Consider the following 23,529-nt stretch of genomic DNA (forward strand, 5'->3'; position numbering starts at 1 on the left):
CATGCGCCCGCAAGAAGAGCGGGATGACGAGCGAAGCTCGGTCTCATCCCGCTCCCGCGCGGGCGCGGCTCAGGCCGCGCCTGCCGGCGCCGTGGCGGAGCCTTCCTCCGCCCGGCGCTTCAGATCGGGAGGCACCGCCTCGGCGGCGAGGGACGCGATGGCCGAGTCGAGGGCGAGCGAAGTCTGATCCTTCGAGCCGAGACGACGCAGGTTCACCGACCGCTCCTCCGCCTCGCGGCGCCCGCAGACCAGCATCACCGGCACCTTGGCCAGCGAATGCTCGCGGACCTTGTAGTTGATCTTCTCGTTCCTGAGGTCGGCGCTCGCCCGCAGTCCGGCGGCCTTCAGCGCCGAAACGACCTCCATGGCGTAGTCGTCCGCCTCCGCGGTGATGGTCGCGACCACCACCTGTTCGGGCGCGAACCACAGCGGCATGTGGCCGGCGAAGTTCTCGATCAGGATGCCGAGGAAGCGCTCCATCGAGCCGCAGATCGCCCGGTGGATCATCACCGGCTGCTTCTTCTCGGAATTCTGGTCGATGTAGAAGGCGCCGAAGCGCTCCGGCAGGTTGAAGTCGACCTGGGTGGTGCCGCACTGCCATTCGCGGCCGATCGCGTCCTTCAGGGTGTATTCGAACTTCGGCCCGTAGAAGGCGCCCTCGCCCGGCAGGATGCCGGTCCTGATGCGATTGCCGGAGCGATGCTGGATCTCCTCCAGCACCTTGGTCATGACGCTCTCGGCGCGGTCCCACAGTGCGTCCGAGCCGACGCGCTTCTCCGGCCGGGTCGAGAGCTTCACCGTGACCTCGTCGAAGCCGAAGTCCTTGTACACCGAGAGGATCAGGTCGTTGATGCGCAGGCACTCGGCCGCCATCTGCTCGTCGGTGCAGAAGATGTGGGCGTCGTCCTGGGTGAAGCCGCGCACGCGCATCAGCCCGTGCAGCGCGCCGGATGGTTCGTAGCGGTGGACGTTGCCGAATTCGGCATATCGGATCGGCAGTTCGCGGTAGCTCTTCAGGCCGTGCTTGAAGATCTGGACGTGGCCGGGGCAGTTCATCGGCTTGATCGCGAAGACGCGGTGGTCGGCATCCTCGTCGTCCGGATGGGTGAAGCCGTAGGCCGACTTCACCGCGAACATGTTCTCCTGGTACCAGCCCCAGTGTCCGGAGGTCTCCCACAGCGACTTGTCGAGGATCTGCGGTGCATTGACCTCTTCATAAACGCCCTCCAGCCGGCGGCGCATGTAGGAGACGAGGCTCTGGAACATCCGCCAGCCCTTGCCGTGCCAGAAGACGACGCCGGGCCCTTCCTCCTGGAAGTGGAAGAGGTCCATCTCCCGGCCGAGCCGGCGGTGATCGCGCTTTTCCGCCTCCTCCAGCATGTGGAGGTAGCCGGCGAGCTGTTCCTTCGTCGCCCAGGCGGTCCCGTAGATGCGGGTCAGCATCGGATTGTTCGAATCGCCGCGCCAGTAGGCGCCGGCGACCTTCATCAGCTTGAAGGCGTCGCCGATCTGGCCGGTCGAGGCCATGTGCGGGCCGCGGCAGAGATCGAACCAGCCGCCCTGTGAGTAGATCTTGACGTCCTGGTCTTCCGGGATCGCGTCGACCAGTTCGACCTTGTATCCCTCGCCCTTGTCCGCAAAGACCGCCTTGGCCTTGTCGCGGGACCAGACTTCCTTGGAAAAGGCCGCGTTGCGGCGGATGATCTCGGCCATCTTTTTCTCGATGACCGGCAGGTCCTCGGGCGTGAACGGCTCGTTGCGTGCGAAGTCGTAGTAGAAGCCGTTCTCGATCACCGGGCCGATGGTCACCTGCGTGCCGGGCCAGAGTTCCTGCACGGCCTCCGCCATCACGTGAGCGGCATCGTGCCGGATCAGTTCCAGCGCGCGCGGGTCGTCGCGGGTGAGGATCTCGAGGCTGCCGGATCGGCCGACCGGGTCGGCGAGATCGCGCACCTCGCCGTCGAGGGCATAGGCGATCGCCTTCTTGGCGAGCGACTTGGAAATGCCGACGGCGATCTCCGCGCCGCTTGTCGCGGCATCGAACGTGCGTTCGGAACCATCGGGAAAAGAGAGGCGAACGGCCTCGGCCATGATCATGTCTCCTCGGGTCCAGTCCCGCCTACGAGCGCGGGTGGGATTTAAGATTTCGGCACGGCGAGCCCGGCGCTGCGGAGCGTGTCGCCCGGAGGGCGCCGATCGGCGCCGCAATCCGCCGGGCGGGGCAAGGGCCGTCCTATAAGCGGCACCGACCTCCTGCTCAAGTGGGAAGCCGCCGTGGGGAGCGACCGATGTCGCCGCACGCCGTCGTCCGGCCGATCGATGGCCGCCGCCGGCCCTGCGTCCGGGCGGTCGCCTGTCTCCTGCCGGATGGTGCCGCGAAGGCTTCGCTTATTCCAGGTCTTCCGTCGGTGCCTCGGGAACGAACTTCTTGATCGACTCGATCGCCCGGTGCGCGCCGGATTTGGAGCTGTAGCCCTCGGTCGAGAAGATGACCTCGCTGTTGTATTTGAACCGGACGCGGTACTCGCCGGCCTTGTCCTTGTAGACTTCGAACTTGTGCGCCATGGTCGCGGACCCTCCCGAATGAAACGGGAGCGTCCGACGAAGCCCGGGGAAAGTCAATCGTCCGAAAGCTACTCGGAGCGGCCTCACGCCTCGGGGACGTTGTCGATGCCGTGGCCGCCGAACGGACCGCATTTCGCCACCCGCTTCGCCGACAGCCAGCCGCCGCGCAGCAGCCCGTGGCGGGCAATCGCCTCGTAGGCGTATTCGGAACAGGTTGGGAGATGCCGGCAGTGTCCGCCAACGAGCGGCGAGAAGCTCAGCTGGTAGAGGCGCACGAATCCGACGCCGAACAGCCGGCCGGGAGTCTTCCGCCAGGGACCGGTGTAGTTACGAGAGGTCTTCGCCGGCATCGATCAGAATCGGTTCGAGAGCGCGACGGAATTCCGCGACCGACCGCGTCGCCACTTGCCACAATGTCGACCACGAAAGATCTTCATAGCCGTGAGCGATGCGATTCCGCATTTGAAAGGCGTAGCGAAGTTCGATTTCCGGGTGGGCCAGCACGAAATCGGGAAACTTTCTGATGACGCGATGGCTGATCTCCCCGATCTGCTCGACCGCTTTGGCCAATGCAAGCTGGTCGAATTCCTCGGCCTGCAGACGCTGAAGACTGGTTCGTTCGACGACGCGCTCGCACCGCAAGCACGCGCGGTGCAGCGCGACGAGAACATCGATCAAGAGCGGGTCGTGTTCGGCCGAACTCACAGCGCCCGAAAATCCCGCTGAATGCGGCGCAGGACGCGATCCGAGAATTCGTCGTCCAAACGAAGATCGACCGGTGAGCCAATGGCGAGATGGAGTTCGTCTTGAGCCCGGAAAAGATCGAAATACGACAATTCGTTCGCAGCCTGCACGACAATGTCGAGATCGCTCTCCTCCGTATCCTCGCCGCGGGCGACCGAACCGAACACACGCGGGTTGCTCACCGGATAGCGCGACAGGATCTCGCGGATGGTCTCACGGTGTCTTTCGAGCGCTTCCGACGGCCTCATCGCCCTGGTTTCCCGTTTGCGGCGGGCGGCCGCCCGTCCTGTCCGGCGAAGGCTCTCACGCCACCTCGCCGCGCCCCTGGCGCTCGATCTTGTCGAGCGCGTCGACCACCGCGTCGAAGGTCAGCATCGTCGATGCGTGCCGGGCCTTGTAGTCGCGCACCGGCTCCAGATATTTCAGGTCCTCGAAGCGGCCCTGCGGCGGCGCGGCGTTCTCCTTCAGCATCGCCCGCATTTCATCGCGGACCTTGCGCAGTTCGCCCGGCGTCGTGCCGACGATGTTGCGGGCCATCACCGAGGACGAGGCCTGGCCCAGAGCACAGGCCTTGACGTCGTGGGCGAAATCGGAAACCCGGCCGTCCGCCATCTTGAGGTCGACGGTGACCGTCGAACCGCAGAGCCGCGAATGGGCGGTGGAACTGGCATCGGGGTCGTCCAGCCTGCCGATCCTCGGAATATTGCCGGCGAACTCGAGGATCTTGGCATTATAGAGGTCGTCTATCACGATATTTTCCTCTTCCGAGGTTTTTCACGCGGTCCCTGTCATCGGAACGTCCGGCCGATTATATAGGTGCGAGGTCGCCGCTTCGATAGACCGCTCGTCGCGGCATGCGAGGCGAGGCGTCGGTCGCTTCTGACGGCCTTCACCCGGCAAGGGGAACGAGACGACGTGAAGAGGCGAGATTCGACCGACGGCGACGGACGCTCCGGCGCGCCGGATATCCACTCCCTTTGGGTCGCCGCTCGGATTCCGACATTTTCGGAGCGCAAGAACATGGAAGCAGTGGTCAAGAAATTTCCCGAAAAGACCGATGGTGCCCCGGTGGCCCGGCCCAGCCGGGCGGAGGCCGAGGCGGCGGTCGAGACCCTGCTGCGGTGGATCGGCGAGGATCCGGCCCGCGAGGGCCTGAAGGAAACGCCGAAGCGCGTCGTCAAGGCCTATGAAGAGCTGTTCGCCGGCTACGACGAGAAACCCGCGGACGTGCTCGGGCGCACCTTCGAGGAGGTGGCGGGCTACAACGACGTCGTGCTGGTCCGCGACATCAAGTTCCACACCCACTGCGAACATCACATGGTGCCGGTCATCGGCCGCGCCCACGTGGCTTATCTTCCCGACGGGCGCGTGCTCGGCCTGTCGAAGATCGCCCGCCTCGTCGATCTCTATGCCCGACGGCTGCAGACCCAGGAAGCCATGACCGCGCAGGTCGCCGACGCCCTCGACAGGACGCTGAAGCCGCGCGGCGTCGCGGTGATCCTCGACGCCGAGCATCTGTGCATGTCGATGCGCGGCATCCGCAGCCAGGGCTCCTCGACCTTCACGGCGACCTATCGCGGCAGCTTCGCCGACGACGCGGCCCAGCAGGACCGCATCCTCCGGCTCGTCGGCTGCGGCGGTTGACCACCGTCGACGCCGCCATGGCGCCCGGCAGCTTCTCTCCGCCTTCCACTGACAGGACGGAGCAGGAGGAAGGATCCGTCCTTCGCCCCCGCTTCGACGCGAACGGCCTGATCACGGCCGTCGCGACCGATCATGCCACGGGCGAACTTCTGATGGTCGCCCACATGAATGCCGAAGCGCTCGACCGGACGATCGCAACCGGCCTCGCCCATTACTGGTCGCGGTCGCGCCGGGCGCTGTGGAAGAAGGGCGAAAGTTCCGGCGCCCTGCAGGTGGTCCGCGAGTTGCGTGTCGACTGCGACCAGGATGCCGTCTGGCTCCGGGTCGACTGTCGAAGGCGGGACGACACCTGTCATACGGGTAGAACGACTTGCTTCTATAGAGTCGTCCAGCCCGAGGACCGTACGCTGGAGGGCGGCGCCGCACCGGGCGCTCACACAGCGTCAACCGCGTGACAGCCGGCCGCAGCCATGGGCCTTCGCCCCTTAATACGATGGTCAATTGTTGGGCATAGGCTCGTCATTCCAGTAGACCGGCCAGGAGACCGGAACCGGAGGGCCGTCATGCTCGAACGTGTATTCGGTTGGCGCGAGGAACCCATCGACCAGCCGCAGATCTCGCCGCGAAGCGTCGCGGTCCAGCCGAAGCTTCCGGGCGGCATCGCGCTCGCCCTCGGCGGTGGAGCCGCCCGCGGCTGGGCCCATATCGGCGTGCTCAAGGCGCTCGACGAATTCAACGTGCCGATCTCAATGATCGCCGGAACCTCGATCGGCGCCCTGGTCGGCGGCTGCTATCTCGCCGGCAAGCTGCCGGAACTCGAGGAATTCGCGCTGTCGCTGACGCGGCGCGGGCTGATCCGCTATCTCGATTTCAGGATCGGCGGCTCCGGGCTGATCGGTGGGCTGCGGCTGTCGCGCCGGCTGACCGAGGCGCTGCACGAGACCCGCATCGAGGATCTCGACCGGCCGCTGATCTGCGTCGCGACCGACGCCCAGACCGGCCACGAAGTGTGGCTCGACTCCGGCTCGCTGGTGCTCGCGATGCGCGCCTCCTACGCCCTGCCCGGCGTCTTCGAGCCGGTGATCTGCGGCGGGCGCCGGCTGATGGACGGGGCGCTGGTCAATCCCGTCCCCGCAAACGTCTGCCGCGTCTTCGAGCAGCAGAACGTCATGGCCGTCAATCTGCACTACGACCTTTTCGGACGCGCCGCCGTGCTGCGGATGCGGGCGAACGAGGAAGAGCTCGCCGGCGGCGAGACCTTCCGGGCCGTGTCGCCGCCGGACGACGAGCGCGACTTCGCCGCGCAGCGACGCAAGAAGCTCGGCCTGACCCGGACGATGGTCGACGCCTTCAATATCATCCAGGATCGCATTTCCCGGGCGCGGCTCGCCGGCGATCCGCCGGACCTGTCGCTGCAGCCGCGAGTCCGCGACATCGGGCTGTGGGAATTCTTCCGGGCGGCGGAGGCGATCGAGATCGGCTACGGCGCCACCAAGAGCCGGATCTCCGAAATCCAGCGTCTCGCCGAAAGCCATCATCCAGAACCGCTCCGCCTCTGATTTTTTTCGCGGCATGACGTCCCCCGCGGGACGCGGCACTGCGCCGCGCCCGGCAGGTCTCGGCCCTTCCCGAACGATCCCGGGCCCCGACGCCGCCCCGGCGTCGCCGGAGCCGGCGGCATCAGCCGGCGGCGATGTATTCCCGCATTTCCCGCGCTTCGCGCTCGGCCTCCTCGATCTTCATCTTCACGACGTCGCCGATCGAGATGATCCCGGCGAGCCGCCCGTCCTCGACGACGGGCAGATGCCGGAACCGGCCGTGGGTCATGGTGGTCAGCACCTCCTCGATCGGCGTCATCGTCGTGCAGGTCTTCACCTTGACGGTCATCGCCTCGCCGATCGGCTTTTCGAGGACGACCGGCCCCGACCGCGCCAAAACACGGACGACGTCCCGCTCCGAGACGATGCCGGCGACGCGGCCGCCATCGTCGACGAGGACGATCGCCCCGATGCGCTTTTCGGCCAGCACCTGCACCACTTCGGAGAGCGTCACCTCCGGCCGAAGCGTCACCACCTCGCTTCCCTTGCCCTTGAGTATGTGAGCGACTGTCATCTGCACCTCCCGTCGTTCCCGCATCAACGAAGGTGCGACAGCCGCAACCCGTCGGCAAGGGGCATGGGCGTGGCTTTCGGGCTTTGATGGATGCAGTGAGCCGGACGGCGCAGGCGACGAGTTGCGCCTGAGGCCGACCTCCGTGACTTTTCGACCCGGCGCGAACCGCCTTTCGGCGAAAGCGTCTCGGCCGGCCGGGGTTCGAATGTCACATTCAATCCGCGAAGCGCAGAGAACGCTGTTGGAACCGGGACTGGGCAAGGCGATTGGCCCGATCTCCCCCCTTCCGGAAAGATCGAAGCGACGACGACCGGTCTTGTTTGTAGAGCGACCGCCCAGCCGTTAGACCCGGCGTGCGACCGGCCGGTCGAGAAACGGCAGGCAGAAGAAGCCGAAGACGAAGCCGCCGAGATGCGCCTCCCATGCGACCTCGCCGCCGCCCGTCAGGGCGCCGCCGACCCCGGCCCCGACGAGGAAGTTCGTCACGAAGAATGCGACGATGAAGACCAGCACGGTCCGGTCGGAAAACGCCTCGCGTACCGAGATCGCCGGCCTGTACCGCTCGGCGCCGAAGCCGGGCGAGCGCCCGGCGCGCACGAAGGCGAAGCGACAGGCGCCGCCCATCAGGGCCGAGACCGTTCCGGATGCGCCGATCACCGGCACGTCGAGCCCGGCGTTGAAGAGATAGAAAGCCGCCGCGCCGGCGATCGTGCCGAGTGCGCAGAAGCCGAGGAAACGGGCGTTGCCGAGCCGGCGGGCGACCGGCGTGCCGAAGGCCAGGAGCCAGATCGTGTTGAGCCCGTAATGCGTCCAGCTGCCGTGCAGGAAGGCATAGGTCAGCGGCGACCAGAGCGAGACGCCCGCCGGCCGGATCTGGCAGATCTCCTGGCCGCTGCCGTAGCAGCCGGGAATGAAGGCGAAATCCAGAATGACGCGGGTGTCGGCAAGTTCGCCGAGGAGCAACGTGCGGCAGAGATGCACGAGGCCCATGGCCGCCACGAGCGCGAGGACGACGCCGGGAACGTTGAAGGCCGGCGGCGGGCGGCGGACCGGTTCGCGCTCGGGCCAGGCGTTCGGTTGAGGCTCTTCGGACACGCACACTCCTTCGCCGCTCTTGTCAGGGCCTGTCGTCATCCCGCGCCCCCGCCGCGGCGGCAGCCCCGTCGCGGGCGTCTCCCCTTGGCATATCCGCCGATTGGATAAAACCTCGATCCGCTTCGGCGGTCCGATCCGCGTCGGCGGTCCGGGCCCCCTCGCCGGCGCGGCATCGAGACCGATCAACGGCGACCGGTCGGCCCGGCGATGCGTCGCCACAAAAAAAGCCGCCCGATCGAGATCCGGCGGCTTAGAAGAATTTGATCGTCGCTCCCCGTGCGGGAGGAGACCCCGTAGCGCTACGAAGACCGTGCATGTCCTCGTCCTGCAGTTACGCCCGGATGAAGGCTGCGGCAATCAAATCTCTCAAATTTCGTTAACGCGTAAAAATATTCGCAAATTGCGGCACTCTGCCGCACATCGAACGGACGTTCGCTGCGCCGTGCATGGTTCCTTAACCCTCTTCGCATAAGGATTGCCCATCTGGCGGCATAGGGAGGGCGAGAGCGGAACGCGATGAACATGATGCCTCAGCCGTCGCGGCAGGAACCCTCCGAAAGACGCCGCTTCAGCCGCGTCGAACTCGATCTCCTCGGCCGCTTCATGCGCGAGAACTTCGAGGAGTTTCCGTGCCGGGTCGAGAACATGTCGCCGGGCGGCATCGCCGTGGTGACGCCCGTCGAGCCGCGGCCGGGCGAACGCATCATCTTCTATGTCGACCATATCGGCCGGCTCGAGGGCAACGTCGCCCGCACCTATGCCGGCGGTTTCGCCGTCGACCTCGTCGCCTCCGAGCGCAAGCGGGAAAAACTCGCGGCCCAGCTCACCTGGTTCGCCAACCGCAACGAGCTCGACCTCCCGGAAGATCGCCGCCACGAACGCCTGCGGCCGACCAATTCGCGCGTCGAGATCCTGCTCGACGACGGCCGCAGCTATCAGGTCAAGATCATCGACCTGTCGCTTTCCGGCGCCGCCGTCCAGTGCGCGGTGCGCCCGGCCCTCAATTCGCGCGTGACCCTCGGCATCATGCAGGGCCGCGTCGTGCGCCATCTGGAAGAAGGCTTCGCCATCGAATTCTCGGCCGTCCAGACCGAGACGACGCTGGAAAGCCTGCTCGCCTGACGGCCCGATCGCAGAAATCAGCAAAATCGATTGGCGTCCCGCCTGCCGGCGATGCCAGATTGCCGGCTCGAAACGTCGAAGAGGACGCACGATGCTGACGATCTACGGCATGCCGGACTCCGGCAACTGCTACAAGCCGCGCCTGGTCTGCGCGCTGCTCGACCGGCCGTTCCGCCACGTCGGCGTCTCGACGAACGACGGCGGTACCGGGCGGCCGGACTTTCTGGCGAAAAACCCGAACGGCAAGGTGCCGCTGCTCGAACTCGACGACGGCCGGCTGCTGCCGGAATCGAACGCCATCGCGTTCTTTCTCGGCGAGGCATCTCCCCTCGTCCCGACGGACCCGTTCGAGAGGGCCGAGATGCTCTCCTGGATGTTCTTCGAACAGTACAGCCACGAGCCCTACGTCGCGGTGCGCCGCTCGCTGACGATCTATCCGCGGCTCGCCCGCCTCGCCACGCCGGAACGTCTCGCCGAGACGCTGAAGGGCGGCATGAAGGCGCTCGGCGTCATGGAAGGGCGCCTCGGCGAGCGGGAATGGCTCGCAGGCACCGCGGCCAGCCTCGCCGACGTCGTCCTCTACGCCTACACCCACGTCGCCGGCGAAGGCGGCTTCGACCTCTCGGCCTATCCTGCGGTCAAAGCATGGCTCGGGCGGATCGAGGCACTCCCCGGCTACCGGCCGATGCACTGGCTGCCGGCCGGCTGAGGCGGCAGGCCGCGAACGCGCGGGACAAAGGCATGGGGATCGGCGGCTGACAGACGACGGATGCCGCGCAGGACGATCGCTCCAAGCCCGATTGCAGGGCCGCTCGCCGCGAAAATGCGCGGCGTCTCACTTCGGCGGAAAGATCACGCCGCAACCGATGCGGTCGCCGGCGTCGCCGGAGGGCTGCGAGGCATAGTCGTCGGCATCGGCATGGACGACCAGCGCCGAGCCGTCCGCATCATCGAGCGGCGCATCGCCTTCGGACAACGTCACGCCGGGATTGAACACGGAGACCTTGGCGACCCCGTTGGTCGCGACGACATCCGGCATGTCGCCGGCGTGCGGTCCGGTCTTGCTGAGATAGCCGTGCTCGATCTTGGCGGGGTTGAAATGACCGCCGGCCGACTTGAAGTCGCCCTCGCAGACGCCCTTCTCGTGGATGTGGAAGGCATGGTTGCCGTCCGGAAGGTTCTGCAGGGCGACGTCGAGGAGAACGCCGTGCGGCGTCACAATGACCGACACCGTCCCCAGCGAGGTTCCGTCCCGCCCGGTCATCTCGACTTTCCGGGCGACGGTCATGCCGGCCATCGCCGGCGAGAAAGTCGCCGAAACCGTGACGGCGGCGGCGACGGCAATGACGGCGGCAAGTCTGATCATGGTGACGATCCAGGGCGCTGGGGTTGGCGGACGGCCGGCACCGGCCGGACTTCCGCAGCGGAAGAAAAACGCGACGAGTTCCGCACGTCCCGCGCCGCGCGTCGCCTCACAAGACCGTGACAGCGCCTGATCGCCGGAACTCCGGCCGCTCCCCGGCGGCCGAGCCGCCTCAGCCTTGCTTCGGCTTCAGGCTGGCCACGAGGTCGGCGAACCGCTCGCCCTGAACGAGGATGTGGCTCTTCAGTTCGGCCTCGGCAGTCTCGCCGTCCCCCGCCTCGATCGCCGCCACGATCCGCCGATGCTCGGCCAGCGACTGGCGCATGCGATGCGGCACCCTGAGCTGCAGCCGGCGGAACGCCTTGAGGCGCTGATGCAGTCGCCGCGCCTCGGCGGCGAGGAAGCCGTTGCCGCAGGCGTCGTAGATCGCCTCGTGGAAGCGTTCGTTCTCGTAGTAATAGGCGTCGCTCTCGTTCCTTTCCGCCGCGCTCTGGCAGGCGGCGAGCGCCTCCGCGAGCTGCACGCGCCGCTTCGGATCGACGCGCCGCGCGGCGAGTCGGCCGGCCATCGCCTCGAGTTCCGCCATCACCTCGAACATTTCGACCAGTTCGCCGAGCCCGGTCTCCCGGACGAAGGCGCCGCGATTGGGGATCAAAGCGACGAGGCCGGCCGAGGCGAGCTGGTTGATCGCCTCGCGCACCGGCGTGCGCGACACGCCGAAGCGGGCGGCGACGGCCTGCTCGTCGAGCCGCTCGCCGGCGTGGCGCTCGCCGGTGGCGATCTCCTGTTCGAGAATGTCGCGGATCTCCGCCGATTTCACGCGCCCGGCCGGCGGCCGGCGGGGAGAAACCTCCGCCTCGGGCGGGTCGGCCACCAGCGTGGCTGCGGATTGGTCTGACCGTCTCTGCATGGATGGAATTGCGCCGTTCGTGCCCGAATATCGTATACAATTTCCTTGACACGGTGTGCAAGCCGATGTTGGTACGATGCAGGGCTTGGAGGAGCCTCGCAACCGAACCGGGAGGAACGACCCATGAAGAAACTGCTGCTTTCGACGATCTGCGGCCTCGCGCTGACGACGTCGGCCTTTGCCGCCGACATGACGCTGCGCGCCTCGCACCAGTGGCCCGGCGGCAAGGGCGACGTGCGCGACGAGATGGTGCAGCTCATCGGCAAGGAACTGGAAAAGGCCGACGTGGGCCTGAAGCTGCAGGTCTTCCCCGGCGAGTCGCTGTTCAAGGCGAAGGATCAGTGGGGCGCCGTCACCAAGGGCCAGGTCGACATCACCGCCTTCCCGCTCGACTATGCCTCCGGCCGCCATCCGGCCTTTTCGGCGACGCTGATGCCCGGCCTGGTCGGCAGCCACGAGCGCGCCGCGCGGCTGAACGATTCGCCGTTCATGGACGACATCAAGGCCGAGGTCGAGAAGGCCGGCGCGATCGTCCTTTCCGACGCCTGGCTCGCCGGCGGCTTCGTCTCGTCGAAGGAATGCGTCACCGCGCCGGACACGGCGAAGGGCCAGGTGCTGCGGGCCGCCGGCCCCGCCTTCGAGGAGATGCTGGTCGGCGCCGGGGCGTCGATCTCCTCGATGCCCTCTTCGGAAATCTACACCGGCATGCAGCAGAACGTCCTCACCGGTGCCAACACCTCGTCCGGCTCGCTGGTCTCCTACCGCATCTACGAAGTCGCCAAGTGCCTGACGGCACCGGGCGAGAACGCCCTGTGGTTCATGTACGAGCCGATCCTGATGTCGAAGCGCAGCTTCGACCGCCTCGACGAGAAGCAGCAGAAGGCGGTCATGGCCGCCGGCAAGGTCGCGCAGGACTATTTCGCCGGCGAGGCGAAGAAGCTCGATGACGAGCTCGTCAAAATCTACAAGGACAACGGCGTCGAGGTCACAACCATGTCGAAGGAGAACTACGACGCTTGGCTGAAGATCGCCAAGGAGACCTCCTACAAGAACTTCGCCGAGAAGGTGCCGAACGGCAAGAAGCTGATCGACGAGGCGCTCGCCGTCGAGTGACGCCCGTTCTCCAGGGCCCGGGCCGCGCCGAACGGGGCGGCCCGGGCCGATCGCAGCCGGCGGGCGAGGGTCCCGCCGTCACGGCGCTTGCGCGGGCCGCACTGTCCGGAAGAATGTGAACATGCGCCTCTACATCTCGGCGATCACGGCTGTCTCGCGCGCTGTCGGCGTCCTCGCCGGCATCATGCTCCTGTCCGCCGTCCTCTCCGTCAGCCACATGGTCTTCGTGCGCTACGCGCTCGGCTGGTCCACCGTCTGGCAGACCGAATACACCGCCTATGCGATCGTCGCGGCGACCTTTCTCGGCGCGCCCTGGGTGCTGACCGTCAAGGGCCACGTCAACGTCGACATCCTGCAGATGGCCGCGGCGCGGCGGCTGCGGGCGGCGATGCAGATCCTCTCGGCGCTGCTCTCGCTCTTCTTCGTCGCGCTTCTCGCCTATGCCGGCTGGCTGCATTTCGAGGAGGCATGGAGCGGCGGCTGGACCAGCGACACCGTCTGGGCCGTGCCGCTGTGGATGCCGCTCCTGCCGATGCCGGTCGGCACCGTGCTCCTGGCGCTGCAATATGTCGCCGAGATCATGCGCCTCCTGCTCGACGGCGGCGAGCCCGTCGCCGAGCATTCCGTCCTCTTTGCCGACACCACCGACGAGGCCCGCCCGTGACGCCGCTCTCTTCCGGCCTGGTGATGCTCGTCGCGCTGCTCGGCCTTCTGGCGATCGGCACGCCCATCGCCTTCGCCCTCGGCCTCGTCGCCTTCGGCGCGCTCTATTCGGTCTATGGCGGGTTCTTCCTCGAAACCGTCGGCGAGCAGTTCTTCGGCTATCTCTCGCCCTTCAGCCTCGTCGCCGTGCCGATGTTCATCCTGATGGGCGCGGCGGTCGCCTCCTCGCCCGCCGGCAAGGATCTCTACGAGGCGCTGGACCGCTGGCTGAACCGCGTCCCCGGCGGCCTCGTCCTGTCCAATCTCGGCGCTTGCTCGATCTTCGCCGCGCTGTCCGGCTCCTCGCCCGCCACCTGCGCGGCGATCGGCAAGATGGGCATTCCGGAGATGCGCCAGCGCGGCTATCCGGCGGAGATCGCCGCCGGCTCGATCGCCGCCGGCGGTACGCTCGGCATCCTCATTCCCCCATCCGTGACGATGATCGTCTACGGCATCGCGACGGAGACCTCGATCGGCCGGCTGTTCCTGGCGGGGCTCCTGCCCGGTCTGATGCTGACGGTGTTCTTCATGGCCTGGACGATCATCGCCTGCCGGCGGCGCGGGCTGGGTCTCTCCGAGCTGACCCAGAGCTTCTCGATGGCCGATCGCTTCGCCGCTCTGCCGCGCGTCCTGCCGTTCCTCGCGATCATCGTCGGCGTCCTCTACGTGCTCTACGGGGGCGTCGCGACGCCGTCGGAAGCCGCCGGCGTCGGCGCGCTGTTCTGCCTGGTCCTCGTCGCGGTGATCTACGGCGTGTTCTCGCGGGCCTGGAAATTCTCGAACATGCAGGTGATCTTCCGCGACACGCTCAAGGAAAGCGTGATGATCATGCTGATCATCGGGGCGGCCGATCTCTTCGCCTTCGCCCTGTCGTCGATGTTCGTCACCCAGACGGTGGCGCAGGCGATCGCCGACCTCGAGGTGAACCGCTGGGTGCTGATGGCGGTGATCAACCTGTTCCTGCTGGTGGCGGGCTTCTTCCTGCCGCCGGTGGGGGTGATCCTGATGACCGCGCCGATCCTTCTGCCGATCATCACCAATGCCGGCTTCGACCCGTACTGGTTCGCCGTGATCCTGACGATCAACATGGAGATCGGCCTGATCACCCCGCCGGTCGGCCTCAATCTCTACGTGATCAACGGCATCGCGCCGGACATCACCCTCGCCCAGATCCTGCGCGGGTCCCTGCCCTATGTCCTCTGCATGGTGCTCGGCATCGTGGTGCTCTGCCTGTTTCCTCAGATCGCGCTGTTCCTGCCGGACTATGTCATGGGAGCTGCCAGATGAGCCGCGTCTCGCTCCTGTCGGACCTGCTCGCCTCGATCGGCGCCCGCTCCTGGTTTTCCGGCGAGGAGGCGCCGCAGGGGATCGACGTGCCCGAGATCGCCGCGCTCTGCCACCGTCTCGTCTCCTCGCGCGGCGAGGCGACGGGCGTCCGCATGGCGGCCGATGTGATCAACGGCATCCGCGGTCTCGACGAAAAGAAGATCAAGCGGTTCTTCCACATGCTGGCGGAGGAGTTCGCCCCCGATCCGGTCGAACTCGCCGAGGCCGCCGGCGCCTATGCCACCGATCCGAACCCGGCGACGCTCGGCCGGCTGCAGCATGCCGCCGAGCCGCCGCGCCAGGAGCTGTTCCGGCGGCTGAACCTCGCGCCGGGCGGCACCGCCGAACTCGTCAAGCTGCGCGAGCGGCTGTTGCCGCTGGTCCGGCAGGATCCTTCCCGGCTCGGCCCGGTTGACGAGGACCTGCGGCACCTCTTCCAGTCGTGGTTCAACCGCGGCTTCCTGATGCTGCGGCCGATCGACTGGAACACCCCCGCCTCGATCCTCGAGAAGATCATCCAGTACGAGGCCGTCCATGCCATCGGCAACTGGGACGAGCTTCGCCAGCGCCTCGCGCCCGCCGACCGGCGCTGCTTCGCCTTCTTCCACCCCTCGATCCCCGACGACCCGCTGATCTTCGTCGAGGTGGCGCTGACCGACGAAATCCCCGCCTCGATCGCCGCGGTGCTCGATCCGACGCGGCCGATCATCGCCGCCGAGGACGCCCAGACCGCCGTCTTCTATTCGATCTCCAACTGCCACAGAGGGCTTGCCAGCGTCTCTTTCGGCTCGTTCCTGATCAAGCAGGTGGCAGAGGACCTGAAGGAGCACTTCCCCGATCTCAGGACCTTCGTCACGCTCTCGCCCGTCCCCGGCTTCGCCGCCTGGATCGAGGCGCTGCCGAAGGATTTGCGCGAGCGCCTCGAGCCGGGCGAAAAGCGCGCGATCGAAATCCTCGCCGAGACCGACTGGCAGGCCGATCCGACGAAGGTCGAGGAGGCGCGGGGCGGCGTCCTGTCGCTCGCCGCCCGCTACTTCCTGCGGGCCAAGCGCGCCGACGGACAGCCGCAGGACCCGGTCGCCCGCTTCCATCTCGGCAACGGCGCGATGCTGAACCGCATCATGCATCTCGGCGACCCGTCGCGCCGCGGCCTTTCCCAGGCCCATGGTCTCATGGTCAACTATCTCTACGACCTGCCGAAGGTCGAGCAGCGGCACGAGGCCTATGCCGCCGAGGCGGAGATCGCCGCGAGCCGCGCCGTCACCGGCCTCCTGCCCGGCCGCGGCGGACACACACTGAAGGACGTCGCATGACCAACACGCTTTTCGACGGGCTGCTCGCCACCGGACGGCGCGATCCGCAGCGCCGCTTCGCGCTCCTGCCCGACGGCCGCTCCTATTCCTACGCCGACGTCGACGCCGTCTCGGCGCGCTTCGCCAACGTGCTCGCCGGCCTCGGCGTCGAATCCGGCGACCGGGTCGCCGTCCAGGTCGAAAAGTCGATCGAAGCGCTGATGCTCTATCTCGGCACCGTGCGGGCGGGGGGCGTGTTCCTGCCGCTCAACACCGCCTATACGCCGACCGAGATCGACTATTTCCTCGGCGACGCCAAGCCCGCCGTCTTCGTCTGCGATCCGAAGAAGCGGGACGCCCTGGCGGAGGTTGCCGCCAAGGCCGGCGCCGCGCTCGAAACCCTCGGCGTGTGGCGCTCGCCGGACGAGAGTGCCGGCTCGCTGAGCGACAAGGCGCTGGCCGCGCCTGAAAGCTTCGAGACCGTCGCCCGCGGCCCGGAGGACCTCGCCGCAATCCTCTATACTTCCGGCACGACCGGGCGCTCGAAGGGCGCGATGCTGAGCCACGCCAATCTTCTGTCGAATGCCGAGGTGCTGCAGAAGACCTGGGCGTTCACCAGGGACGACGTGCTTCTCCACGCGCTGCCGATCTTCCACACCCACGGCCTGTTCGTCGCCTCGAACACGGTGACGATCGCCGGCGGATCGCTGATCTTCCTACTGAAGTTCGATCCCGACGCGGTGTTCGAACATCTCGGCGGGTCGACCGCGATGATGGGCGTTCCGACCTTCTACACCCGGCTCCTCGCCGACGCGCGGCTGAACCGGGAAACCACCGCCCACATGCGGCTCTTCACCTCGGGCTCGGCGCCGCTTCTCGCCGAGACGCACCGCGCCTTCGAGGCGCGGACCGGCCAGCGCATCCTCGAGCGCTACGGCATGACCGAGACCAACATGAACACCTCCAACCCCTATGACGGCGAAAGGCGCGCCGGCACGGTCGGCTTTCCGCTCGAGGGCACGCAGCTCCGGATCGCCGAGCCGGAGAGCGGCGAGATCCTGCCGGACGGTGAGATCGGGGTGATCGAGGTGAAGGGGCCGAACGTCTTTTCCGGCTACTGGCAGATGCCGGAAAAGACCGCCTCGGAGTTCCGCGCCGACGGCTTCTTCATCACCGGCGACCTCGGCTTCGTCGACGCCGACGGCTACGTCACCATCGTCGGCCGCGGCAAGGATCTCGTCATCACCGGCGGCTACAACGTCTATCCGAAGGAGGTCGAACTCGTCATCGACGAGCTCGACGGCGTCGTCGAGAGCGCCGTCATCGGCGTTCCGCACAAGGACTTCGGCGAGGGCGTCGTCGGCTGCGTGGTCGCCTCGAAGCCGCTGGAGGAGGCGGCGGTCATCGCCGCGCTGAAGGACAGGCTCGCCCGCTTCAAGCAGCCGAAGCGCATCGTCTTCGTCGACGAACTGCCGCGCAACACCATGGGCAAGGTGCAGAAGAACGTCCTGCGCGAGGACTACAAGGACCTTTTCGCCGGCGGGTGAGGGGCGTAGCACCTGGGCGGCGGGCGTCCCCTTTCCCGGCGGGAGAAAAGCGATTTCGTCGGTTTGGCCGCGCGCAGGGGCCAGCCGATAGAAATCGCAACACAGGGGGCCCACCTGGCCGGCTGCAGCTTCCGCAAAGAGGTCCCCGACGTCTCACCTGGTCGTCATCCCGGGCCTGACCCGGGATCCATGCCTCCGTATCTCCGCGCCTGTCGGCAGCAGGAAGAGCCCGACCGCCTTGCACCCGATGATCCGCGGAGATGGCTTGGCATGGATCCCGGCTCGAGGCCGGGATGACGAGGCTTCGATGTCGCCGCGTCTCTTCGGAGCGCCGTTGTCGCGGAAAACGGCCCCATCGCTCGGCCATGCCTCCGCATCTCCGCGCCTGTCGGCGGCAGGAGGGGCCCGACCGCCTTGCACCCGAAGATCCGCGGAGATGGCTTGGCATGGATCCCGGCTCGAGGCCGGGATGACGAGGCTTCGATGTCGTGGCGTCTCGTCGGAGCGCCGTTGTCGCGGAACACGCGGCCCCTTCGCTCGGCCACCCTCCCTCACTCCTGCAGCGCCTTCAGCGCCTGCGGCCTGACCAGCCACAGCGCAAGCGCCCCGAGCGCCGCCAGCGGCACCATCATCGCCGCCGCCGCGCCCATCGTCGCCAGCCGCTCGAAAGCGAGCGTCTCGAAGGGCGTCGCGATGTTCAGGAAGGCGAGGACGGTCACCGTCAGGCAGGCGATGAAACCGGTATAGCTCATCGGCAGGATCCGGAAGCCGAGCGGCAGGGTGACGAGGCCGATCGGCGCGATCCACCACGGGTCGGTGGTGATCGCCGCAACGGCTAACAGGGCGAGCGTGCCGAGGACGGTGCCGACGCCGCGCTGCCAGGTGCGCGAGAAGAGCTGTCCGTGCGGCGGCAGGCAGAGCGCGACGAAGGTCAGCGGAAACCAGAAGCCGTGGGCGCCGAAATGCCGCTGGCCGACATAGACCGAGATAACGAGGCCGGTGGCGAAGACCGCCCCGAAGACGGCGCTGTAATGGCTCGAGGTCGCCTCCTCGGGCGGCAGCGTCGCGGCGAGGCCGGCGAGCCGGGTGACGACGAGACTCCAGATCATCGACAGGCAGTAGACGAGGAACAGCGCTTCCGGCCGGTCCGCCGGCATCAGCGAACTCGTGAAGATCGTCCAGAAGATCAGACCGCGGACCACCGGCCGCGCGAAGCCGTAATGGCCGGCCGTCGCCGCCGCGATCCCGACCATCGGGGCGACCAAAAGCGTCATGTCGCGATTGCCGAGACAGACGAAGCCGGCGAGCCCGGTGGCGAAGACGATCAGGCCGGCGCTGCCGGAGCGCACGTCCTTGGAGGCGAGATGCGCCGACATGGCGGCGATGAGTGCGGCGATCGCCAGCTTGCCGAACAGGAAGCCGCAGACGACCGGCGGCAGCGCCGCGGCGATCATCGTCGCGGCGACGGCCTTCCACGGCATCGGCTGGCCGGAGATACGGATGGTCCCGCGCAAGACGTCGACGAAACGCTGCCCGGCCGTCGGCGTGCCGCCGGCCCCGCCGGGCCTGCCCTCGGCGGGCGAACGGGCCGCCGGCCGGCCGGCATCCGCGCTCATCCGCCGTAGATCCACTGTTCGGGAAGCCGCGCCTCGAAGCTTTCGCCGGTGCGGATCGTGCCGGGCTTCTCGACCCAGGCGACGAGCCCGCGGCGCTTCTTCGCCGCCGGGACGAAGCCGAGCTCGACATCCGTGCCGCCGCCGGCCTTCGCGGCGACCGCGCGGCCGGCGAACCGGCAGGGGCCGTTGTCGCCGTCCACCTTCACCGTCACCCCGCTTTCGAAGAACAGGAGCGTGCGCGGCGGCAGCAGCGAGAGCTGCGCGATGCCCTCGACGAGGAGGTTGCCGCCGATCCATTCCGGCCGGATCTCGGCAATGCCGAGCGCCTTCGCGACGGCCGCCAATTCGTCAGGAGAGAGGATCGACAGCTGGCGCTCGTTGCGGATCTCGGTCCCGCGCTCGTACCAGGGCTCGCGCCCGCCGGAGCGCCGCGTCCCACCGCCATGGACGTCGCCGGCGATGCCGTCGAAACCGAGCGCGAGGGTCTCGACGGCGTGCGTCTCGAACCCCGCGCCGAAGGTCCGGTAGAGCCCGGCGACGGTGCCCTTCAGCCGGCGCGCCGGGGTGATCTGCGGCAGTTCGAAGCCGGGAAGCATGGTCTGGCCCATGGCCGCCTCTCCTGATGACGTCTCTGCCCTGTCTCGCGCAGGAAACGATCGCGCACAAGGCCGGCATCCCCGCGGACCGGGCCGCGCCGGCGGCTTGCGGCGGGATCGGACCTAGTAGCGCGGATCCTCGGCCGCCTCGTCGCCGGTCTTCGCCGCTTCCGGGGAATAGGTCGCGACCCGGTAGATATAAATCGCCGCGATCGCCACGATGACGACGTTCGAGACCGGGCCGACATAGGCGCCGACCACCTCGTATTGCTGGCCGAGCAGATAGCCGACGACGGTCAGCATCGCCGTCCAGACCGCACTGCCGATCGCCGAGTAGAGGAGGAACGTCGGCATCGGCATGTGCGCGATGCCGGCAGGCACGGAGATCAGGGTGCGGACCGTCGGCAGCTGGCGGCCGAAGAGCACGGCCGTGGCGCCGCGGCGCCGGAACCAGACATTGGCCCGCTCGACATCGGCGGGCGACAGCGTCAGCCAGCGGCCGTGCCGCGCGGCGAGGCGCGTCATCCGCCGCTCGCCGAGGGCGTGCCCGGCATAGTACCAGGGAACGACGCCGAGGAGCGAGCCGATCGTCCCCGACGCGACCACGGAGAAGAGCGACATCTCGCCCTTGGCCGACTGGTAGCCGGCGAGCGGCATGATCAGTTCCGAGGGGATCGGCGGAAAGACGTTTTCGAGAAACATCAGGAGGCCGATCCCGAAGACCCCGAAATCGCTCATGATCGTCCGGACGACGTCGTCCATTGCCGCATCGCTCCTCGTCTCGTGCAAAAATCCGGTGACGGCTCCCGTCCGGCATGCAAGGCAGCAGCAGCGACGTTCGTTCCATCGCCGCTCGGGGTGTGGCGCACCGGGGTGTGGCCCCCTGGGGTAGGCCGGTCGTGCCGGAAGCCATCGCCCCGCCGACCGGACGATCCGTCCGACGAACCGTCGCAGGGCATCGGAGAAAGAGATCGCGCGGGCTCGCGACGCTCAGCCGCGATCCAGCCGTCCACCCGCCGCTTCCAGTGCTTCCGGCGTGTCGACGTCGAGGCTCGCTGCGGGGCCGATGTCGATCTCGATCAGCGCGTCCGGGTTGGCGGCGATGATCCGCGCCGCACCGACGTCGCCGGAGAGCGCATCGACCGCATCGGCGAACTGCCGCGACAGGATCACCGGATTGCGCCGCTCGCCGCGGTCGCAGGCGGCGACGATCGCGCCCCTGCCCTTGCCCGTGAAGGCGGCGATCAGGCGGTCGAGGTCCTTGCCGGTGAGGAGCGGCTGGTCGGCCAGCATGACGAGGATGCCGTCGGCCTCCCGGGCGGCGAGGAAGCCCGCCTTGACGGAGGTCGACAGCCCGTCCGAATAGTTGGGATTGCCCACGATCTGGACGTCGAGGCCATCGAGAGCCGCCACGACGTCGGCGCGCATGTGACCGACGACGACATGCACGCTCGCGGCGTTGCGCGCCGCCAGCGCGGTCTCGACGGAACGGCGGACGAGCGGCTTGCCGTCGAAGGCGGCGAGCAGCTTGTTCGTCCCGCCCATGCGGCTGGACTTGCCCGCGGCGAGCACGACGATGTCCACCGAGGGATCGTCCGCCTCGCCGTCGCCATCCTCTTTCCGCTCGCCCTCGCGCGGCCGCGGCCGCGAGGCGATCTCCATCAAGAGGCCGCCGACGCCCATCTTGCGGATGTCTTCACCCGACACCGGAAGATCCGCCAGCAAACGGTTGATAATCCAATCGAAACCGTTCTCCTTCGGGCTGCGGGCGCAGCCCGGCGCGCCGACGACCGGCCGGCCGCCGAGCGCCCCGAGCAGCAGGAGATTGCCGGGATCGACCGGCATGCCGAGGTGGTCCACCCTGCCGCCGGCGAGGCGGATGGCCGCGGGCACGACATCGTCCTCGTCGATCACGGCGGAGGCGCCGAAGACGAGCACGAGATCGGCGTCGTCCACCTCCTTGAGGCGTTGCGCCAGCGCTTGTGCCTCGTGGGCCGTGCGGGTCTCGCCGACGACCGAGGAGCCCGAGGGCGAAAGCCTCGCGTCGGTGATCCGCCGGGTCTTGTCCAGCGTCTTCGGGCGGGTTCCGGCGAGCTCGGTCTGGATCAGCGCGACCTTGCGGGCCCGAAAGGGCGCGAGCCGGAAGGCGGGACCTTCGGCGAGCACCTTCAGCACGGCCTCGACGGAGCCGCCCGCGACGGCGAGCGGAATGATCTTCACCGTCGCGACCATCCGGCCGGGCCCCACCGGCTCGAATTCGCCGAGGGTCGCAAGGGTGATCGAGGGGTCGACGGCGTTAATGCGGTCGACGACGGCGCGGTCGGGCATAAACAGGCCCGCCGCCTCGGCGAAGACGTTGACGCGGCCGGTCGCGGCGCCCGCGACCGACAGGCCCGATCCGCCGAGCGCCGCGCCGATGCGCGCCGCCGCCTCGTCCTCGGCAAGGTCGTCCGCATCGAGCCTCGCCGCCACGACGGCGGCGATTCCCGCCTCCGCGAGAGCCTCGATGTCGCCGGCCGACAGCCGCGTTCCCTTGGCGATGCGGCCCGTGGCGACCGCTTGCGAATGGGCCAGCAGCGCCCCTTCGGCTTCCCGCGTCGGAAGCTGCCCGAACCTCATGCAGGCTCCTTTTCACCGCGCCGCTCGGCGAACATCTTGCGCTTGCGGAACGCCTCGATCACCGAGGCGAGGATCGCGACGGCGATCTCGCCGGGTGTCGAGGCGCCGATGTCGGCACCGATCGGGGCTTCGATCCTGTCGATCGAGGATTGCGGGATGCCGGCCCCGATCAGCCGCTCCACCCGCCGCGCATGGGTCTTCCGGCTGCCCAGCGCGCCGACGTAGAAGCAGCCGGCCTTCAGCGCCGAAATCAACGGATGGTCGTCGATCTTCGGATCGTGGGTGATGACGCAGACCGCCGTGTAGGCGTCGAGGGGCCGCGCCTTCAAAACGTCCTCGGGCCATTCGGCCGTGAGCACGGCGCCGGGGAAGCGCTCGGGGGTGGCAAAGGCCGTCCGCGGATCGATGATCTCGAAGTCGAAGCCGGCGATCTTCGCCATGGGCGCGAGCGCCTGGCTGATATGGACGGCGCCGATGGCGACGATGCGGGCGGGCGGCAGATGGGCATTGAGGAAGACCTCGCCCGCCCCGGTCTCGGCGATCCCCGACTTGCCGGAGCGGATCGCCTTCTCGATCGGATCGGCCAGCGGATCACCGCCGACTTCGGACTCGCGCACCAGCCGCTGCCGGCCGGTGGCGAGCTCCGTCACCACGACGGCGGCACGCCGCGCCGCGCGTTCTTCGTTGAGGGCGGCGAGAAGAGTCCGGTCCATCAGGCCACCCGCTCGACATAGACGCGGATGCGGCCGCCGCAGGACAGCCCGACACGCCAGGCGGTCTCGTCGGCGACGCCGAATTCCAGGATCTTCGGCGCGCCTGCCTCGATGACGTCGATCGCCTCGGCGACCACCGCCCCCTCGACGCAGCCGCCGGACACCGAGCCCTCGAAATTGCCCTCGGCATCGATGACGAGGTGGCTGCCGGTCGGCCGCGGGGCTGAGCCCCAGGTCTCGATCACCGTCGCAAGCGCCAGCGAGCGCCCTTCGCCGGCCCAGCGCTCGGCGGTCTTCAGGACGTCGAGTTCGATCGCAGTTTCGGACATTGGTCAGATCCTCTTTCCCACTGTCATTTGCAGCGGGTCGACCCTTCCGCCATTCACCCCCCTCTGTCGGCTTCGCCGACATCTCCCCCGCAAGGGGGGAGATCAGCGGGAGCCAACGTCC

The 23,529-nt window shown here is 67.9% G+C and carries 26 protein-coding genes; 10 read left to right on the forward strand and 16 right to left on the reverse strand.

What is annotated here, in order from left to right; all coding sequences use genetic code 11:
* Positions 1–69: 69 nt before the first annotated feature.
* The 6 genes from thrS to J1C47_RS01670 form a co-directional block, all read right to left on the reverse strand.
* Entirely contained in the window at positions 70–2,091 is a 2,022-nt protein-coding gene (gene thrS, locus J1C47_RS01645; RefSeq protein ID WP_207348967.1) for a threonine--tRNA ligase, read from the reverse strand.
* 297 nt (positions 2,092–2,388) lie between these two features.
* Positions 2,389–2,565 (reverse strand): YegP family protein, encoded by a 177-nt coding sequence (locus J1C47_RS01650; protein ID WP_207348968.1) that lies wholly within the window; start codon positions 2,563–2,565, stop codon positions 2,389–2,391.
* Between the two features lie 83 nt (positions 2,566–2,648).
* A complete protein-coding gene (gene yidD / locus J1C47_RS01655) occupies positions 2,649–2,915 on the reverse strand; it encodes a membrane protein insertion efficiency factor YidD (protein WP_207348969.1) in 267 nt (88 codons plus the stop codon).
* Complete coding sequence (locus tag J1C47_RS24190; protein ID WP_207348970.1) at positions 2,893–3,270, reverse strand: HepT-like ribonuclease domain-containing protein; 378 nt, start codon at positions 3,268–3,270, stop codon at positions 2,893–2,895. Before J1C47_RS24190 ends, yidD begins: the two co-directional genes overlap by 23 nt.
* Entirely contained in the window at positions 3,267–3,557 is a 291-nt protein-coding gene (locus J1C47_RS01665) for a nucleotidyltransferase family protein (protein ID WP_207348971.1), read from the reverse strand. The genes J1C47_RS24190 and J1C47_RS01665 overlap by 4 nt, the downstream gene beginning before the upstream one ends.
* 55 nt (positions 3,558–3,612) lie before the next feature.
* On the reverse strand, positions 3,613–4,059 hold the full coding sequence (locus J1C47_RS01670; protein WP_207348972.1) for an iron-sulfur cluster assembly scaffold protein: 447 nt from the start codon (positions 4,057–4,059) through the stop codon (positions 3,613–3,615).
* Positions 4,060–4,329: 270 nt separating this feature from the next.
* Between J1C47_RS01670 and folE the strand changes: the two genes are divergently transcribed.
* The 3 genes from folE (at position 4,330) to J1C47_RS01685 (ending at position 6,512) form a co-directional block, all read left to right on the forward strand.
* Entirely contained in the window at positions 4,330–4,953 is a 624-nt protein-coding gene (gene folE, locus J1C47_RS01675) for a GTP cyclohydrolase I FolE (RefSeq protein ID WP_207348973.1), read from the forward strand.
* A gap of 17 nt (positions 4,954–4,970) precedes the next feature.
* Positions 4,971–5,408, forward strand: a complete 438-nt coding sequence (hisI, locus tag J1C47_RS01680; protein WP_207349082.1) for a phosphoribosyl-AMP cyclohydrolase — start codon at positions 4,971–4,973, stop codon at positions 5,406–5,408.
* 108 nt (positions 5,409–5,516) lie between these two features.
* A complete protein-coding gene (locus tag J1C47_RS01685; RefSeq protein WP_207348974.1) occupies positions 5,517–6,512 on the forward strand; it encodes a patatin-like phospholipase family protein in 996 nt (331 codons plus the stop codon).
* A 121-nt stretch (positions 6,513–6,633) separates the two neighbouring features.
* Here the strand turns inward: J1C47_RS01685 and J1C47_RS01690 are convergent, their stop codons facing one another.
* Together J1C47_RS01690 and J1C47_RS01695 are read right to left on the reverse strand one after the other, a co-directional pair.
* The gene (locus J1C47_RS01690; protein ID WP_207348975.1) at positions 6,634–7,065 is read right to left on the reverse strand and encodes a CBS domain-containing protein; all 432 of its coding nucleotides are present in this window, start codon (positions 7,063–7,065) and stop codon (positions 6,634–6,636) included.
* A gap of 342 nt (positions 7,066–7,407) precedes the next feature.
* A complete protein-coding gene (locus tag J1C47_RS01695) occupies positions 7,408–8,160 on the reverse strand; it encodes a rhomboid family intramembrane serine protease (RefSeq protein WP_342591908.1) in 753 nt (250 codons plus the stop codon).
* A gap of 516 nt (positions 8,161–8,676) precedes the next feature.
* Here J1C47_RS01695 and J1C47_RS01700 point away from each other — a divergent pair.
* Positions 8,677–9,282: a PilZ domain-containing protein gene (locus J1C47_RS01700; RefSeq protein WP_207348977.1), complete on the forward strand. Its 606-nt coding sequence runs from the start codon at positions 8,677–8,679 to the stop codon at positions 9,280–9,282.
* Between the two features lie 91 nt (positions 9,283–9,373).
* Positions 9,374–9,991: a glutathione S-transferase family protein gene (locus J1C47_RS01705; RefSeq protein WP_207348978.1), complete on the forward strand. Its 618-nt coding sequence runs from the start codon at positions 9,374–9,376 to the stop codon at positions 9,989–9,991.
* 126 nt (positions 9,992–10,117) lie between these two features.
* Here the strand turns inward: J1C47_RS01705 and J1C47_RS01710 are convergent, their stop codons facing one another.
* Together J1C47_RS01710 and J1C47_RS01715 are read right to left on the reverse strand one after the other, a co-directional pair.
* Positions 10,118–10,648, reverse strand: a complete 531-nt coding sequence (locus J1C47_RS01710) for a superoxide dismutase family protein (RefSeq protein ID WP_207348979.1) — start codon at positions 10,646–10,648, stop codon at positions 10,118–10,120.
* 169 nt (positions 10,649–10,817) lie between these two features.
* Positions 10,818–11,465 carry a GntR family transcriptional regulator gene (locus J1C47_RS01715; RefSeq protein WP_342591909.1) on the reverse strand — a complete coding sequence of 216 codons (648 nt, stop codon included), beginning with the start codon at positions 11,463–11,465 and terminating at the stop codon, positions 10,818–10,820.
* Positions 11,466–11,678: 213 nt separating this feature from the next.
* Here J1C47_RS01715 and J1C47_RS01720 point away from each other — a divergent pair, with 213 nt between their 5' ends.
* The 5 genes from J1C47_RS01720 to J1C47_RS01740 all read left to right on the forward strand — a co-directional run bounded on the left by J1C47_RS01720 (position 11,679) and on the right by J1C47_RS01740 (position 17,535).
* Complete coding sequence (locus tag J1C47_RS01720; RefSeq protein ID WP_207348981.1) at positions 11,679–12,668, forward strand: TRAP transporter substrate-binding protein; 990 nt, start codon at positions 11,679–11,681, stop codon at positions 12,666–12,668.
* Between the two features lie 121 nt (positions 12,669–12,789).
* A complete protein-coding gene (locus J1C47_RS01725) occupies positions 12,790–13,332 on the forward strand; it encodes a TRAP transporter small permease subunit (RefSeq protein ID WP_207348982.1) in 543 nt (180 codons plus the stop codon).
* Positions 13,329–14,657: a TRAP transporter large permease subunit gene (locus tag J1C47_RS01730; RefSeq protein WP_207348983.1), complete on the forward strand. Its 1,329-nt coding sequence runs from the start codon at positions 13,329–13,331 to the stop codon at positions 14,655–14,657. Before J1C47_RS01725 ends, J1C47_RS01730 begins: the two co-directional genes overlap by 4 nt.
* Positions 14,654–16,009 carry a malonyl-CoA decarboxylase gene (locus tag J1C47_RS01735; protein ID WP_207348984.1) on the forward strand — a complete coding sequence of 452 codons (1,356 nt, stop codon included), beginning with the start codon at positions 14,654–14,656 and terminating at the stop codon, positions 16,007–16,009. Before J1C47_RS01730 ends, J1C47_RS01735 begins: the two co-directional genes overlap by 4 nt.
* Positions 16,006–17,535: a malonate--CoA ligase gene (locus tag J1C47_RS01740; RefSeq protein WP_207348985.1), complete on the forward strand. Its 1,530-nt coding sequence runs from the start codon at positions 16,006–16,008 to the stop codon at positions 17,533–17,535. Before J1C47_RS01735 ends, J1C47_RS01740 begins: the two co-directional genes overlap by 4 nt.
* Before the next feature lie 551 nt (positions 17,536–18,086).
* On the opposite strand, the gene J1C47_RS01745 is transcribed toward J1C47_RS01740, so the two are convergent.
* The 6 genes from J1C47_RS01745 to J1C47_RS01770 form a co-directional block, all read right to left on the reverse strand.
* Entirely contained in the window at positions 18,087–19,151 is a 1,065-nt protein-coding gene (locus J1C47_RS01745) for an FUSC family protein (RefSeq protein WP_207348986.1), read from the reverse strand.
* On the reverse strand, positions 19,148–19,759 hold the full coding sequence (locus tag J1C47_RS01750) for an MOSC domain-containing protein (protein WP_207348987.1): 612 nt from the start codon (positions 19,757–19,759) through the stop codon (positions 19,148–19,150). Before J1C47_RS01750 ends, J1C47_RS01745 begins: the two co-directional genes overlap by 4 nt.
* Positions 19,760–19,870: 111 nt before the next feature.
* On the reverse strand, positions 19,871–20,509 hold the full coding sequence (locus J1C47_RS01755) for a DedA family protein (RefSeq protein WP_207348988.1): 639 nt from the start codon (positions 20,507–20,509) through the stop codon (positions 19,871–19,873).
* A gap of 228 nt (positions 20,510–20,737) precedes the next feature.
* Positions 20,738–22,366: an NTP transferase domain-containing protein gene (locus J1C47_RS01760; protein WP_207348989.1), complete on the reverse strand. Its 1,629-nt coding sequence runs from the start codon at positions 22,364–22,366 to the stop codon at positions 20,738–20,740.
* Positions 22,363–23,079 carry an XdhC family protein gene (locus tag J1C47_RS01765; RefSeq protein WP_207348990.1) on the reverse strand — a complete coding sequence of 239 codons (717 nt, stop codon included), beginning with the start codon at positions 23,077–23,079 and terminating at the stop codon, positions 22,363–22,365. Before J1C47_RS01765 ends, J1C47_RS01760 begins: the two co-directional genes overlap by 4 nt.
* On the reverse strand, positions 23,079–23,408 hold the full coding sequence (locus J1C47_RS01770) for an XdhC family protein (protein ID WP_207348991.1): 330 nt from the start codon (positions 23,406–23,408) through the stop codon (positions 23,079–23,081). Before J1C47_RS01770 ends, J1C47_RS01765 begins: the two co-directional genes overlap by 1 nt.
* Between the last annotated feature and the right edge of the window lie 121 nt (positions 23,409–23,529).

The organism is Jiella sonneratiae, assembly GCF_017353515.1.
Classification (GTDB): domain Bacteria; phylum Pseudomonadota; class Alphaproteobacteria; order Rhizobiales; family Rhizobiaceae; genus Jiella; species Jiella sonneratiae.